Raw genomic sequence first — 16,267 nt, 5'->3', positions numbered from 1 at the left:
CCTTGCACTGGCAAGGGATTTTGAACTTATTTCAATATACGCCAAAGCGCTAGTAAACTACTCAGCACAATTAGAATAATCGAAACAAACCAAGGGCTAATAATTGCAATAGTCAGCAAAATCAGCATGGTACTGCCGAACATCCAGCTACGGCGTTGCTGATGTTCCATTTGCAAACGAAGTTGCTGAATTTCGCGTAACTGGCGGTCTTGCCAAGCTGACTGATTTTTTAAACCATTTAAGCTATCAATAATTAAGCTTGGGAAATCTTGAGCGCCTAAAAGCAGGTCAGGTAATTGCTGGCCAAGCTCTTTTACATTTTTGACTGGGTTCATGTTGGATTTGACCCATTCCGTCAAAATTGGTTTTGCCAATTTCCAGATGTCGAGCTGCGGATAAAGATCAGTACCTAAGCCTTCTACATGCACTAAAGTTTTGAGTAGCAGCATGAGTTGTGGCGGGGTTTCTAAATGAAAACGGCGAGCAATATTCATGACTTGAATTAAGATACCAGCAAAATCAAGTTGATCCATTGGTTTAGACACCATTGGCCCAACAGTACGGCGCATTTCACGTGCTAAAGCGTCTTGGTCTGTACCTGGTGGAATCCAGCCAGCTTGATGCACAATTTGAATGAGCTGCATAAAGTTGCTGTTCATGACAGCAAGCAGCATGCGGGCAACCGTCATTTGGTCGTGTTTAGATAGCTCGCCCATAATCGCACAGTCCAGTGCAATAAAGCGTGGATTGCTTGGATTAATGGTTTCTACAAAGACATTACCAGGATGCATGTCGGCATGGAAAAAGTTATCGCGGAATACTTGGGTAAAGAAAATGGTTAACCCTTTTTCTGCAAGTTGTGCGCGGTCCATGCCTAGACGGTCAAAGGTTGCCGTATCTGAAATAGGAACACCTGTAATGCGCTCTGCCACCATGACATCTTTGGTGTCCATGTAGACTTCAGGCACATACATCATGGTTGAGCCAGTAAAGTAATGGCGCATACGACGTGTGTTATCTGCCTCAATACTCAAGTCCAGTTCATTTAAAATGATCTGGCGGTAGTCTTGAATAATTTCGGTGAGATGCAACGCACGGGCAGCTTCAAGGCGGCTTTCTAGTGTGTTGCCTAGCCATGCCAAAATCTCAAAGTCTTGTAAAATTTGATTGCGAATGTCAGGGCGAGTGACCTTAACAACGACTTCGCGACCATCATGCAATGCAGCAGTATGAACTTGGGCAATTGATGCGGCAGCTAATGGCTGGTCATCAAATCGTGCAAACAAGGTATTTACGTCAGCTTTTAACGATTCTTGAATACGTTGTTTGGCAACATTGCTATTAAAAGGTTTTACCTGATCTTGAAGTAAGACCAATTGAGCGAGTATTTCTGGTGGAATTAGGTCACGACGAGTAGACAGTAATTGACCGAGCTTGATTGCAAGTGGTCCCATATCTTCTAAAGCTTCTTTGAGCTTTAAAGGATTTTTACGTTCACGACTCGACCATGCAGCAGGGTGCATTTTAATAATATTTAATGCATGCTGAGCTTTAACTGGTAATTCATCCGCAGGGAACAACGTATCGAGTCTATAGTGCGCTGCAATACGCCAAAGTTCGAGTAAACGTGAAACGTGCGGAATCATATAAAGTCTTACCTAGTCTTGAGAGGGTTGTAGTTGTGCATTGAGTTGCTGCAATCTTGCTTCAAGACGGTCAATGTCTTGATTAAGCTTGCGCGTTGCTTGAGTTAAGTCGTCCATTTCCCAGCGAGGGGCAAATAGGCCGCTATCTTCTTTTAAGGCATCTTCAGCAAAAAACAGATGGCTTTGCACGGAGCATTTTAAATGTTTTGGTGCAAGTTGAATCTTGCCAATTTCATGAGCGAGTTGAGGACCCACCCATCTTGATAAATGCGCAGCTAAATCTGGCTCAGCTTGCTGCATAATCTTTTGAATATCCTGTAGCAGATGGTAATCACCTTGCAATGGGATATTACCAATCTGATCTGGATCGCTGACCAATAATTTAATCAGTTCAATGACATCATTAACATGCAAAGTTGCAGTTGCTTCAGAAATTTTGAATTGGGCCTCAAAAGGACGCTGTTCAAAAATAGAAGGCTTTTCACTATGACCTGTTACGGTAGGTTCAAGACGTACTTTTTCTTGGTCAAAGAACACATCGACAGAAAGCTGCGGGCTATCGATGACAACACGCAACATTTTGCCCTGTAACTGATTAAGCTGAATGCGGGTAACCGCATCCAGATCGATCAGATGATGAATGATACGTTCGACTGCACCGAGTGCCAGAATCGACCACATATCGTTATCCCTTACAGTTTGAAGCCACGGTGAACGGCAACGATACCGGCAGTAAGGTTGTGATAGTCACAGTTCTGGAAGCCAGCATTTTCCATCATACCTTTTAAAGTACGTTGGTCTGGATGCATACGGATTGATTCAGCCAAATATTTATAGCTTTCTGAGTCATTCGCAACCAATTTACCCATGATCGGTAAAGCAGTGAATGAATAGAGGTCATAAAGTTTTGAGAATGGCTCAAATACAGGTTTAGAAAATTCAAGAATCAGTAAACGGCCACCTGGTTTTAATACACGGAACATAGAAGCAAGTGCTGCGTCTTTATCTGTCACGTTACGTAAACCAAAGCTAATGGTTACAAGGTCAAAGCTGTTGTCTGCAAAAGGTTCTAATGTTTCAGCATTGGCAAGAACGAAGTCAACATTGGTACAGCCTGCATCAATTAGACGGTCACGGCCAACATTGAGCATAGATTCGTTAATGTCTGAAAGTACAACGTGACCTTGCGGACCAACTTCACGGCTAAATACTTTTGCTAAGTCGCCTGTACCGCCAGCAATGTCTAACACGTGTTGACCACGGCGAACACCAGACATGTTAATTGCAAAACGCTTCCACAAACGGTGAATACCAAATGACATCAAGTCATTCATCAAGTCATATTTGCTTGCAACTGAGTGGAAAACTTCTGCAACTTTTTGTGCTTTATCTTCAGTTCTAACAGTTGAGTAACCAAAGTGTGTGGTTTCACCAACGTTGCCAGTATTACCAGCACCACGAGGTAAATTGTATTTAGGTACAGAACCATTCACAGGCGTGTCTGTTAAGGTTTGCTGTAAAGTTTGTTGTTGCCCTTGAGGGGTACCTTGCGGTAAAGGTGAGCTTAGGAATGGGCTAACTTTGTCTGAACTTTGTGCCTGCTCAGTTGGAGATGTTGGCTTTTGGTTTTCGTTAGACATATTGTCTCTCCTAGACTCAAACTCAAGTGAAACGGAATAAGTTCTGCATGATGACAGATTTTGTCTATTTTTACAGGCATCATCATGCAAATATAATGAATAAAATCTCAACTTCGCGAGGTTGAGTTTTTCTATGTGCCGACCTTATCACACTCTAAACGGATTCGGATGCCCTGAATGTACATTTTCAATAATCTGGCGTTCTTTTTCAGTAAAAGTTTTAATAAAGGTCTCGGCCGATTTTAACGGTTTCATCGCACTAAAACCATCTTGAATGAAATCATACATCAATTCGAAGTGATATTTTTGGGCAATACCTTTACACATTTTAAAAGCAGTAAACATCATAAATGAACGCATGTATTTATCGAGCGCTGCTCCTAAATCATCAAGAAGGGCAAGCTGTTGATAACGCGCTTCTGCTTGATCGAGCTTGATTAAGGTTAAACGCATAATCTCATCAGTGAGTACTGTATCTGCCGGATAGTCCTCAAGAAGTTGCATTGCTACTTGCTCATCAAGTTGGGTTGCAAGTACAGCCAAACTTACTGATTTAGTACCTGTTTTAATTGCATTTTCAGGTAAGACTTTTTCGGCTTTATGCGCATATTTCAATAGGCGTTCAATTTGAGCTGCAAGAGCATCAAACTCTGGGCCACCATATAAACGATTTAAAAAGTACTCTGACATGAGCTTGTGTGTTGGCAGATTAAAAAAGTCATGATGCGTATCTTTCATCCGCTCTTTTAGCCATGTTTGTACATCTTGCAAACGCTGGGCAAGCACTGGATTATCGTGATAATTAAACGTTTTATATTGTTGTAAAAGATCATCAAAAGCAGCGAGTTTAGACATTTAAGGCTCTAATATTGGGCTATTTGCAAAAAATCATAAAAGGCATTGTAACCTTGTACTATGGCGAGTAGATGTAAAAAAAATGATTCATGCGTCAATTTTTAAACAGAATTTTGTCGCAATGACATAATTTGTATAGCAATTCATCATTTAACCGCATAAGTTAAAGATCATCGAAATTAAACAATAAAAGATTAGAGCCGTGGACTATGAGTGAACAACAACCAAAATTTGAGATTCGTGATGAAGAACAGCTTTCAGTTGATTTGATTGAAGCACAATATGCGTTAAAAGAAAGTCGGGGCAAACCCAACGCTAAAAGCACACTCATTTTAATGAGCGGTATTGAACTGGCTGGAAAAGGTGAGGCTGTTAAGCAACTTCGTGAGTGGTTAGACCCTAGATATTTACGAGTCAAAGCAGACGCGCCACGTGTGCTGACAGACACAGAAGCATTTTGGCAATCTTACTCGGAGTTTATTCCGACTGAAGGACAAATTGTGGTGATGTTCGGCAACTGGTATAGCGATTTGCTCGTCACCGCAACGCATGTTTCCGAGCCTTTAGATGATTCGCGTTTTGATGAATACGTTGAAAATATGCGGGCATTTGAGCAAGATTTAAAAAATAACTATGTCGATGTGGTTAAAGTCTGGTTCGATCTATCATGGAAATCGCTGCAAAAACGTTTAGATAAAATAGATCCATCTGAACAACATTGGCATAAGCTCCACGGCCTAGACTGGCGTAATAAAAAACAATATGACACTTTGCAAAAGTTACGCCGTCGTTTTACCGATGATTGGTACATTATTGATGGCGAAGATGAAAAGCAGCGTGATCAGTTTTTCGCTCAATACCTTTTACAACATATGCGTCAACTTCCAGAGCATGAAACTGAAGTTAAAGGAAAATGGCAGCAAGCTAAAATTCCAGAGAGTTTATTAAAACCTTCTAATGAACCACTTGAAAAAGCTGAATATAAAAAAGAGCTCGATAAGCTGAGTAAGAAAATTGCCGATGCCATGCGTTTTGATAAACGTAATGTCGTCATTGCTTTTGAAGGTATGGATGCTGCTGGTAAAGGCGGGGCCATTAAGCGAATTGTTAAAAACTTAGACCCACGTGAATATGATATTCATTGTATTGGTGCACCTGAACGCTTTGAAGCTCGACATCCTTACTTATGGCGCTTTTGGAACCGCATTAATGAAGCCGAAAAAATTACGATTTTTGACCGTACTTGGTATGGCCGAGTGCTGGTAGAACGAGTTGAAGGTTTTGCTTCGCCTTTAGAATGGCAGCGTGCTTACGATGAAATAAATCGCTTTGAAAAAGATTTATTTGATAGTCAAACGATTGTAGTAAAAATTTGGCTAGCGATTAGTAAAGATGAGCAAGAGCAGCGTTTTAAGGCCAGAGAAGAGACACCGCATAAACGTTTTAAAATCACTGCGGAAGATTGGCGTAATCGTGATAAGTGGGACGATTATTTAAAGGCAGCAGCCGATATGTTTGAGCGAACCAGTACTGAATATGCACCTTGGTATATCGTCGCAACTGATGATAAATATACGGCACGTCTGGAAGTGTTGAAGGCCATTTTAAAACAGCTGAGAGCAGACTAAGCTCTCAGCTACAAGGTATACATTAATTTACAATGGTGCTACGGCTTTTTTGCTGAATACGTTTTGCAAGGTTATAACTGTCATTCAGATGAGTTTCTGCTATTTTTTTCATCATGAAATAGCCTAAACTTGCTGCTACAATTTGTCCGCCTAGCGGTATAAATTTAGTCACCTGTTTCGTTACGATTTTGCCAAAAAAGCCATTAAATGTTTTTTTAACAGTAGTACGTGCGACTACAAAACCTGAAAATTCAAAACCGCGTTTACGTAACTCATCCCAATGAATAGTTTTAGTTTTTGGGTCGTAAACGCTCACGTGCTCAGGTGCTAAACCGAAACGGGAATTGATATCTGGAATCAGGTGCGACAAAATTCCCAAATCTACCACCACGTCAAAAAAAGGAATCGGTACAATTGCCGCTCCGGCTGAGACGTAAGCTCTTTTTTTGATGAGATCATGGCACTCATCGCGAATTTGTTCCAGATTTAGGCTAGGATCAATATAGTCAGGAATCTTGTCAATTTTCATAATGTCTACCTGTATAAGTTCTTGATGGCGTCATTCAAACCAAGTGTAAGTGACACCTTAAGTTAAATTATGCTGTGTTTAAACCAACGTGACATAGTCAGATTCAGTTGTATAGTAATGAATGTTTATGATTTTGTGCATAAATTATGCAAGCAGGAAATGAAATAAATGGGGATCCATGTTATTCAAAGTCAACGTATTGATGTGTTGTTGCAAGGTGTATTGGCGTCTACATCTCAAGCTTCAACGCATCCATTACAGGTTTTGAAAACCCAACATTTTATTGTTCCAAGTCCTGCGGTCGAGCAGTGGCTGATACAAAAACTTGCAGAACAGCAAGGCATGAGTGCCAATTACCAGTTTCACCAACGGGTACGAGGTTTCCAATGGTTTGCCTATCAGCAAGTTTTAACTGCGCATAAAGAGCAGGTTCGTAAAGCGAACATCCCGCGTTTGATTTTTAAATGGCGGGTGCATCAGGCTTTGCACGAATTTATTCAACCTGACACGATAAGCATCGATACGTCGCATCCTTTACATTCTATTGTTCAGCGTATTTATGACAGCGCAGATCGACTCGAACAAGGCATAGATAAACAATTAAAAAAACAAAAAATGCTGTATTGGGTCGCTGAGCAGGTTGCCGATCTATTTAGCAACTATATGATTTATCGTGGACAGTGCCAGCGTGGTTGTGAAAATAGTTGTACCTGTCCGGAAAACTGGTTGTCTGCTTGGGGACAGGGCCGAGCACTCGATATTGAAAAATATATTGTGCAGAAAGATGAAGAAGTGACTGCTTTTGCATTACATCAAACTGAGGAGCTAGAGCGTTGGCAGCGTTGGTTGTGGCAGCAACATTTTCATGATGATTTTGTGCAAATGCAGCAAATTGACGCGTTGTTTTGGCAAGAGTTAGATCATCCAGACCGTGGTAAGCGTGCTATTTCAAGATTACCTAATCAAGTGGTGATCTTTACATTATTAGATTTGCCGCCAAGTCAGTTACAGTTCTTGCGCCGTTTAGGCCAATATATTGATGTCTTGATTTTGCACTATAACCCTTCACAAGAATATTGGGCCGATAGTGTCGATCCACTCTGGAAACAGCGTTATGACTTAGGGGTAAAAGAGCGTTTTATTGCGAAAAATCCAAAGGCTACTGATGCTGAAATTAGTGATTTCTTTAATAAATTCACACTCAATTTTAATGCTGAAGCGCGTGAGTCTAGACATCCGCTTTTAACCAGATTGGGTAAACAAGCCCGCGACCACTTTTCTTTATTATCGAATTTATCTACGGGGGAAGAAGGTAAGTGGGTGGATGCTTTTGTGGATGATTTTCCTGAAAGTTTACTCGGTAAAGTTCAGTCAGATATTTTGCATTTAGTTGAACCTCAAGCTAAGCAATATGAGCTTGCCCCAGACGATGACTCGATTCAGATTCATGTTTGTCATTCGACTTTACGTCAGCTTGAAGTTCTAAAAGAGCAATTAATCTGTTGGTTGGCTAAACCACATGAGCAGCCGCGCCGACCAAACGATATTTTAGTTTTAGTTCCTAATTTGGCCGACATAGAACCTTTAATTCGAAGTGTATTTCCCGCTACTGCCACTGAGCAAGGTGTACATTTGCCAGTGAAAATTGCAGGTGTTGCATCACTTGATGCACTTAATGCTTGGCGTGCTGTAATTGGGCGTATTCAACTGATGCAGGGCCGTTTTAGCTTTGATGATTTTGCTGACTGGTTAAGCTTGCATGCGACCCAGCAACGTTACGAACTTGAGTATGTTCAGGTCGAGCGGATTTTAAATTTGCTTGCCGATGCGGGTTTTAAACGAGGGCTTGATGCAGAGCATCTCAAGCGCAGTTTGTGTGACGGTGATGATGATTATCGATATAGCTTTAAATTTGCCTTAGAGCGATTGGCTCTTGGCATTGCCGTGCCTGTACATGCGACGTTTAATCAGGTGTTGAGTTATGCCAAAGTTCAACCGAGCGATTTCGAGCTGATTGGTACACTCATTCAGATTTATCAGGATTTGAACGAGCGCCGTGATTGGCTGACTCTGCATGAACAAGGAAAAGTCTATACCGTTGAATATTGGCTTCAGGTACTAGGCAAAGATATTGTTGAATTTGAGCAGGTTGGTGTTGCTGCTCTAAAAGCTGTGCGTGAAATTGTTAAAAAACAAGAACGAATGTTGACGCTCGCAAGCTATTACGCCGAGACAGAAACAGGAACTTTGCGCAAAATTACTTTGCCTCTGCCTTATATTATTGAAGAAATTCAACGGACATTAGAAAGCCAAAGTGCACAAGCTGAGCCGACAGGGCAAATTACCTTTGCCCAAATTGGACACATTCGACCATTACCTTATCGTTTAATGGTCATGCTAAATCTTGATGCAGGACAATTTCCAAACCGTGATACACACGTTCCATTTGATTTGATGGATGCACTGCGCCAACAGTTAGGTGATCGTTCTCGACTTGAAGATGATCAAGGTGCTTTTTTAGATGCTTTATTATTAGCCCAAGAAAATTTATGGCTGTTTTATAACGGCTTTGATGTGAACGATGGCGAGGTGCGCGAACCTTCCAGTATTCTTCAAGAGTTTCGTGAACATCTTGCGTTGATTGTGAAAGCTGAAGATGGTGAACCTGAAAGTGTCGTTATTGAAGGAATTGAGATTCCATCACAGTTAAAACAACTCTATCACTTACATGATTTACAGCCCTTCGACCCGAAAGGTTTTACTGTAGAAAAAAGTGTTATTCGCTACCAAGATCACTGGTTTAAGGTCGCTTCACAAATTCAGCAAGTTTCAGGAAGCCGTCAACCTTGGGCGAATACGACCTATCCGCTACAAGCGCCTGACATGCTGGTTTTAGAAAGTCAGCAGTGGATACAGGATGTGACGTTCCCTGCACGGTTATATTTGAAAACTTTAGGTGTAGAAAACTTAGGAAGTGTCGGAGTACTCGACCAAAATGAACCTTTATTATTAGATGGTTTAGGGCGCTATGTGATTCGACATTTTTTACAACAATCTGAACAGCAAGCACAACCTGAAGTATTAATTGATCAGTTGCCTGTCGGTAAAGTCAAATATAGCGCATGGCAACAAGGTGTTTTTGAGCAAGAATGTTTACTTGAACGCCTTCACCATTATGCACCAGCAGTGACACAAACAACTCAGCGTATTTGGCGAATTGCTAAACAGCTTCATATGAATATTACCGTTCCGAAGTCTGAAACTCGGGACTGGGTGAGTATGGAACCTTCAAGCGCTCGCGCAAAAAGACGTGCTAAAGTCTGGTTAGAATATCTGCTCTGGTTAGCTTATTTGAATGAGGGTAGTGCAGGAGCTGAAAAGCGCCGTATTGTGGTTTTTAGCGATCAAACTGTGATTTGTAGTGGGATTAGTTCTGAGCAAGCTCGGCAATATTTGCAGCCATGGTTTAAAATCTGGCGCCATGCACAGCAACAACCCTTGGTTTTACCAGCAGCCTTATTATTAAAGCCATTAGAAAAAGCTAAAGCATATCAGTGGGAAACAACAAATCAGACAGAAAAAGCAAAACTGGATGAGAAGAGCTATGCTGAGCTGCTAAAATACTGGAATGAAACAGGGTCATTTACCACGATGGATATGACTCAAAATGAAGCTTGTAAGTTGCATCAAGACTGGAGCTTTATTTTGCAAGAACAAGATGCGCAAGCTTTGCTTCAACATGCTTGTGATGAGTTTGCGTATGATTTGTATCATCCGGTTTTTCAATTTCAACATTCGGAGTAAGGCATGAACTCAAGAGTACAGGTGTCTTATCAACCTATTATTGATATTGAATTTAGTGGCTTGCACTTAATTGAAGCTTCGGCTGGGACAGGAAAAACCTATACCTTATCAAGTTTGATGGTCCGTATCTTTCTTGAAAAATACTTGCCTAGACAAGTCATTGCGACCACGTTTACCCGTGCTGCTGCTGCTGAGTTAAAAAGCCGTATTCGTGCCCGTTTGGTTGAAACGTACCGTTATTTAGATGCCAAGCGTAGTTTTACAGAACAAGAATTACTTACGCAGGCAGAGCAAGAACCTGATTTATTACTCCAGCATATTCTAAAGCATTTTGCGACGCGTATTGCCTATGCGTGTGAACGTTTAAAATTGGTTATAGATCAGTTAGACGAGTTATTTGTCGGAACACTCGATAGCTTTAGCCAAAAACTATTACGTGAGTTTGCCTTTGAGAGTGGCAAAATTGAACGCGCTCAAATTACCGATGATGCTAAAACTTATAGTCGACAACTGATTCATGATGTTTTACGTGAATGGATACAGTCTCAACCTCAGACCGTGATTGATGCATTGTATCTGGCTGGTGAACTCAAGAGTGTCGATAGTTTTGTCAAACTTGTTGAAGACTCACTTAACTTTAGTTCTGCTCATTTTAAACTTCCCGAAAAACCAACCATTCAATTTGAAGAACTCACGCAGCTCAAACAATTAGCGGCAGAAATCGATATTAGCCTTTTAGAAGCATATTACTTGCTTGATGGTGAACACTACAAGCATGTGAGCGGGACAGTATTTCGAAATGGAGCGTTTAATAAGTTATTTAGTGAATGTTTGCCGCAGCTGTTGCAAGTTCTAACGCAAAGCGACAGCATTTTGGTTTTTGATGGGTCTTTGACTGCACAACGTGAGCTTGTTTTTAAGTTTTTAGGTCAACTTGCCGATCAGAAAGTTTTCAAGAAATGTCCTGCTGAAATTTCAGATGGATTCTATCAACATCCTTGTATCCAACAGATTCAACAGCTATTTGGTGTGCTGAAAAACTACGCCGAGCAGTTCGACCAGCTTCATATTTTTTTAAAAGCCTATTTATGTGTAGAGGTGAAAAAACGTTTACCTCAGGTTTTGCAAAATAAAGGTGAAACTACTTTTTCTCAGCAAATTCGTACACTTTCTGAAGCTTTAAAAGGTGAGCAGGGGCAGCGTTTTGCTGTATTTGTTCAGGCACGTTATCCCTTAATTTTGGTTGATGAATTTCAGGACACTAACCAAGATCAAGACGACATGCTAGCGAGCATTTGGCGCCATCCAGAGCGCTACCAAAAAGGTTGCATGATTATGGTCGGTGATCGTAAACAGGCGATTTATGGTTTCCGTGGTGGGGATATGCTCACCTTCTTAAATGCCTATAAAGATATTCAGGCAAAGCATGGTCGTGAATATAAGTTAATTCATAACCATCGCTCCGTTGCAGATCTGGTTGAAGTGGTCGACGCCTTATTTCAACGACAAATTGATTTTGGTGAAGAAGTTCAATATGACCCAATTCGAGCGGGCACTCGACCTCATCCTGTACTGATTGAGCAGAACAATCATAATCCTTACCCTTTGCGCTGGTTAATGCTCAAAGATAAAGAAACAGAGGCTCAGCAAGTTGCTTGGAAGATTCGAGATCTACTCAACCAGTCACATGCTGGAGAGCTATATTTTCAAAAAGATGCTCAGACCCAAACATTAAACGAAGATGATATTGCGGTATTGTCCCGTAATCATGATGGACTTGATAAAGTTCAATTTGAGCTAGAGCGTTTAGGAATACGAGTTAACAGGCCTTCAAAACGAAGTGTTTTCGACTGCACGATTGCTCAAGACGTGGGTGCTTTGTTGACCGCCATACTTCATCCTTACGATGAGGCAAAAGTAAAGCGAGCTTTAATTAGCCGTCTATTTGCTATGGATTTAAAACAACTCTTGCAGCTTGAGCAGACAGCCGAAGGGTTAAGCCAGTTTATGACTGGTTTTGACACGATTAGAGAGTTGTGGTCCGCTCAAGGCTTTTTAGTTGCATGGCAACAATGCTTAATCCAGTTCGATATATGGCAAAATTTAGTTGCAGCTCAAAGTAAAGATAATGAACGGGTTGTGGTGAACTTGCGGCATTTAACTGAAATTTTGAGTCAGCACAGTGAGAAATACTCTGGTGCTCAGAACCTTTATCACTGGTATCTCAAACAGTTACGTTCTCCTCTTGACCGTGATTGGGAGTTAGAACGTAAATTATCGAGCGAAGCTGGTGTTCAGCTCATGACAATTCACCAGTCAAAAGGGCTGGAATTCAAGATTGTATTTTTATTAGGTGCAGACAAGCCCTTTCGAGAAAATAACAAAACTCTCAATTTTTCGACCCAAGATATAGTTCAATCAGACTCAAGTCAGACCTTGACTCAACGTGTAGTTGCGATTGCTGATAAGACTTATTTGAATGAAGTTGAACTTAAGCAACATGAAGAGCGAGCGCTCGCTGAACAGAATCGTCTTTGGTATGTCGCTTTAACGCGAGCAAGCCACCGCGTCTATGCACTTTTACAAGATGTGGATGGTAAATCAGTATCAGGCCTCGCGTTTTGGAAAAATAGGACTGAGCCTTTTCAACACCGTTGCTGTACGGATGAAATGGTTTTGGAGCAGATTCCACAGGCAATTCATTTAGCCAAACAAACAAGTATTATTGAAATACAAGCGCAACGGTTTCCTGAACAACGTTTTTATTCGAGAGGTAAAACCAGTTTCAGTTATTTGGCACAGCATTTAAAACATAAGGCTGGCACAGATTTATTGGCGAGTCAGAGCAATGATGCTGTATTGGCAGAAGATGAGCTAGATTTAATTAACACTGCTGAGGCAATCAGTGCTCAGCCGATTGACTGGATCAAGAGTAACTTCCCTCGAGGAACGCTTGCTGGTAATTTCTTACATGAAATCTTTGAGCACATCGATTTTCAATGTTCAGATGACTGGGTAAGTGAAATACGTCGTCGTTTTAAAAATGACTATAGTAGTCTTTGGCAAGATTTACTTAATAAATATAACGAGAGCTTCCCAGAGCAAGAAGATGCCGAGAATCTGCTTTACCAGTCCGTTGCAGAGTGGCTGAAAGATATTTTGCAAACGCCGCTTGATCAAGGTTTCCGACTAAATCAGCTTAAACAAGAGCAGTATTTGTCAGAGTTTCCTTTTTATTTAGCACTCTCAGATCGGGTTCTAGCGATGACACGTATTCAGCAGCTTTTCGCTGAGTATGGTTTGAATATGCCTGAATTACTTGAAGCACGTTCAGCGCGTTACCTCAATGGTTCTATCGATTTAGTTTATTTTGATGGGCAGCGTTACCACATTGCCGATTATAAAAGTAATTATTTAGGTGATGATCTTGCAGACTATCGTAGCGATAGCATTGCTCAGAGCATGTCTTTGGCAAGTTACTGGCTACAAGCAGGTTTATATCTCGTTGCATTGCATCGCTATTTGCAAGTCAAAATGCAGGATTACCAAATTGAGCAACATTTGGGTGGGGCAACTTATCTTTATTTACGTGGCATGAATGGTGAAGCAGAGCAGGGCTATTATTACTGGCAACCTAGCGTTGAGTTTATTCTTCGTCTTGATGCCATTTTGGGGTATTTTGCTGAGGATAAATTAGCATGAAAAATGCTGATAAAATGCGTAATTTGAAGATTAACAAATACTTGACATGTGGATAAGCCTGTCTATAACCATGTGGACAAGCGTGTGGAAAACTAGGTGGATAAGTGTGTGGACAATCTAAACAGCCCTGAACAAGCCGATTTAAGCTGGTTAACAACGTGGAGTAACTTCTTAAATCAGGCTCCATTTACTGAACAATCGCAAGTGTCAGAAGCCACTTGTTACTTACAGCAGCTTATTGAAGCGAGCTTACAAGGCGATAGTTGTATTGATATCAGTTCAGAGCAAATTGCAGCACTTGGTCAGCTTGCTATATCTGCCGATCAAGCAACCTCAAAAGTTGCGCCGTGCGTCTACGATGAGCAGGGGTTGGCATTATACCGATATTGGCACCTAGAGCAACGACTTGCTGAACAAATTTGTCGATTAAAGCAACAATTAATTCAACCTGTCTCTTGTGATGACTATTTAGACCTGCTTACCGATCCTCATCAACAGGCAGCTTTACAAATGGTTGCTCGGCAGAGCCTGAGTATCATTACGGGTGGGCCGGGTACAGGTAAGACTTATACACTTGCACGTATTATTGCTGTGCTGAGTCAAGCAATTCCACATATTCGTGTGGCGATGGCTGCTCCAACAGGTAAAGCAGCACAGCGAATGCAAGAGGCTTTACAGAACTCGTTTAATGACCCTAAATTGCTTGAGTCCGGATTAGTGAGTGAAGAGCTCAGAAATCAGGGAACACAAACGATTCACCGTTTGTTGGGGATGGGACATAGCCAGACACCACGGTTTAATCAAAAACAGCCTTTGCCTTATGACGTGATTGTCGTCGATGAAGCTTCCATGCTGGATTTAAATCTGGCTACTCTTCTATTTGAGGCGGTGCCTGAGTCTTGTCGAATTATTTTATTAGGAGATGCGAATCAGCTTGCTTCTGTTGATGTCGGAGCAGTTCTTGCTGATTTACAGCAAATACAGGCGTTGGCTGACAACAGGGTACAATTACAAACCAGTCGCCGTTTCGCTGAAGGGGCACTGATTGGACAAGTGGCCAAATTTATTCAGGCACAAACTCATCAACAAGACCATGTAGAAGTTTTGCAGCAGTTTGAAATTGATATTGTTGAGGTTTCAGAATTAAAACCTATACTTTTACAAACAGATATGCCTGATGTTGTTCAGTTTGAATATTTACCAGAAGGGAGTCTGTTAGACCTAGATAATTATTATCAAAAGCTAATGCTCGGTTTCCAAGGGTATGTACAGAGTCTAAAAAATTATTTAAAAGAAGAGCGCTCGATTGAACAGGTCCAAAATGTAGTAAAAGCATTTGATGACTACCGGATTTTAACCGCAGTTCGTCATGGCCCATTTGGGTTACAGCAGTTAAACCAATATGCGCAGCGTTGGTTGCAACAGCAACTTTCAATAGTGACAGCAGGGGGATGGTATGTCGGTCGTCCTGTAATGATGACTTATAACGATTATCAGCTCGGTATTTCAAATGGCGATATTGGTTTGTGCTTTGAGCACAGAACTCAGCCACAGCAGTTTGAAGTATATTTTCCAAGTTTGAACAAATGGGTTGCTGCAAATCGATTACCTAAAAGTATTCAAAGTGCATTCGCCTTAACAATTCATAAATCGCAAGGGTCTGAATTTACCCATACTGCTGTCGTTTTAGATCAGGGTGCCAAGAACTTATTAAGCCAAGAGCTTATTTACACTGCGATTACACGAGCTAAGAAAGTAGTCAGTCTTTTAGTGCACCAAGAGGCTTTATTACAAGCATTTACAGTTCGTACTACACGAAAAAGCGGTTTAGTTCAAAAAGTTAATCGGTTAGTTCGTTAAGACAAACTTAATATTTTTACCCTTGTAAGAAAAAGCTTACATAGATTCGAGATATTTGCTGCTAGAGTACACCCCGTGTTTTTGAGATTATAAACGCACAACGAGCTTGGCACGGAATGTCGGGCAAAATCGCACAATAATAATAATTTAAGTCGAGAGACTGCGAACTTACAATGAAGTAGGTGTATAAAGAGGAAACTTACAGCCGCTAAGCCTTGTAGTTTTGGGAGAGACTACAGGGCTTTTTTATATTCTACTTTTCACCATGTTTCAAAAAGCATTACAACATTTCGTTTTTAGCACTATCTTCACTTTGTTTTTGTCTAAAGATTTAAATCAATAATATCAATATATTTATCTATAATATGATTTCAAAACAGGCATTTTTCCTGTGAATTGTTAAGTTATATGTTATACAGAACTGTACGTTAAAGGTTAAAAATGGCTATTTACCAAATATTATACAGACCTGTACGTTTTCACTTACATGATGATAAGAAAAATACTACTTTTCTTCATAATTGGATATGTCACAATACATCACATAAGGAAATAGAAACAAAAACATCGGAAGTGAGTTAAAACAACAAGAAGGATGTGACT

The 16,267-nt window shown here is 40.8% G+C and carries 9 protein-coding genes; 4 read left to right on the top strand and 5 right to left on the bottom strand.

The window, feature by feature from the left end; all coding sequences use genetic code 11:
• Window positions 1–26: 26 nt before the first annotated feature.
• The 4 genes from J663_RS10655 to J663_RS10640 form a co-directional block, all read right to left on the bottom strand.
• Window positions 27–1,646 (bottom strand): ABC1 kinase family protein, encoded by a 1,620-nt coding sequence (locus J663_RS10655; RefSeq protein WP_033849593.1) that lies wholly within the window; start codon window positions 1,644–1,646, stop codon window positions 27–29.
• 12 nt (window positions 1,647–1,658) lie between these two features.
• Complete coding sequence (locus J663_RS10650; protein ID WP_033849592.1) at window positions 1,659–2,327, bottom strand: ubiquinone biosynthesis accessory factor UbiJ; 669 nt, start codon at window positions 2,325–2,327, stop codon at window positions 1,659–1,661.
• Window positions 2,328–2,338: 11 nt separating this feature from the next.
• Complete coding sequence (gene ubiE, locus J663_RS10645) at window positions 2,339–3,286, bottom strand: bifunctional demethylmenaquinone methyltransferase/2-methoxy-6-polyprenyl-1,4-benzoquinol methylase UbiE (protein WP_002114829.1); 948 nt, start codon at window positions 3,284–3,286, stop codon at window positions 2,339–2,341.
• 147 nt (window positions 3,287–3,433) lie between these two features.
• A complete protein-coding gene (locus tag J663_RS10640) occupies window positions 3,434–4,141 on the bottom strand; it encodes an FFLEELY motif protein (RefSeq protein WP_017398741.1) in 708 nt (235 codons plus the stop codon).
• A gap of 209 nt (window positions 4,142–4,350) precedes the next feature.
• Between J663_RS10640 and J663_RS10635 the strand changes: the two genes are divergently transcribed.
• Window positions 4,351–5,769: a polyphosphate--AMP phosphotransferase gene (locus tag J663_RS10635; protein ID WP_005065911.1), complete on the top strand. Its 1,419-nt coding sequence runs from the start codon at window positions 4,351–4,353 to the stop codon at window positions 5,767–5,769.
• Window positions 5,770–5,791: 22 nt separating this feature from the next.
• Here the strand turns inward: J663_RS10635 and J663_RS10630 are convergent, their stop codons facing one another.
• The gene (locus J663_RS10630) at window positions 5,792–6,298 is read right to left on the bottom strand and encodes a hypothetical protein (protein WP_014208241.1); all 507 of its coding nucleotides are present in this window, start codon (window positions 6,296–6,298) and stop codon (window positions 5,792–5,794) included.
• A gap of 168 nt (window positions 6,299–6,466) precedes the next feature.
• On the opposite strand from J663_RS10630, the gene J663_RS10625 reads away from it, so the two are divergent.
• The 3 genes from J663_RS10625 (at window position 6,467) to recD (ending at window position 15,664) form a co-directional block, all read left to right on the top strand.
• Window positions 6,467–10,102, top strand: coding sequence for an exodeoxyribonuclease V subunit gamma (locus tag J663_RS10625; protein ID WP_033849590.1), 3,636 nt, complete (start codon window positions 6,467–6,469; stop codon window positions 10,100–10,102).
• Window positions 10,103–10,105: 3 nt separating this feature from the next.
• Complete coding sequence (locus J663_RS10620) at window positions 10,106–13,804, top strand: UvrD-helicase domain-containing protein (protein WP_033849589.1); 3,699 nt, start codon at window positions 10,106–10,108, stop codon at window positions 13,802–13,804.
• Window positions 13,805–13,912: 108 nt separating this feature from the next.
• The gene (gene recD / locus J663_RS10615) at window positions 13,913–15,664 is read left to right on the top strand and encodes an exodeoxyribonuclease V subunit alpha (RefSeq protein ID WP_033849587.1); all 1,752 of its coding nucleotides are present in this window, start codon (window positions 13,913–13,915) and stop codon (window positions 15,662–15,664) included.
• The last annotated feature ends 603 nt before the right edge of the window (window positions 15,665–16,267 follow it).

This window comes from Acinetobacter sp. 826659 (assembly GCF_000588515.1).
Taxonomy (GTDB): Bacteria; Pseudomonadota; Gammaproteobacteria; order Pseudomonadales; family Moraxellaceae; genus Acinetobacter; species Acinetobacter pittii.
The sequence above is the reverse complement of the archived record's forward strand: the minus strand, read 5'-3'. Positions and strand labels throughout refer to the sequence as shown.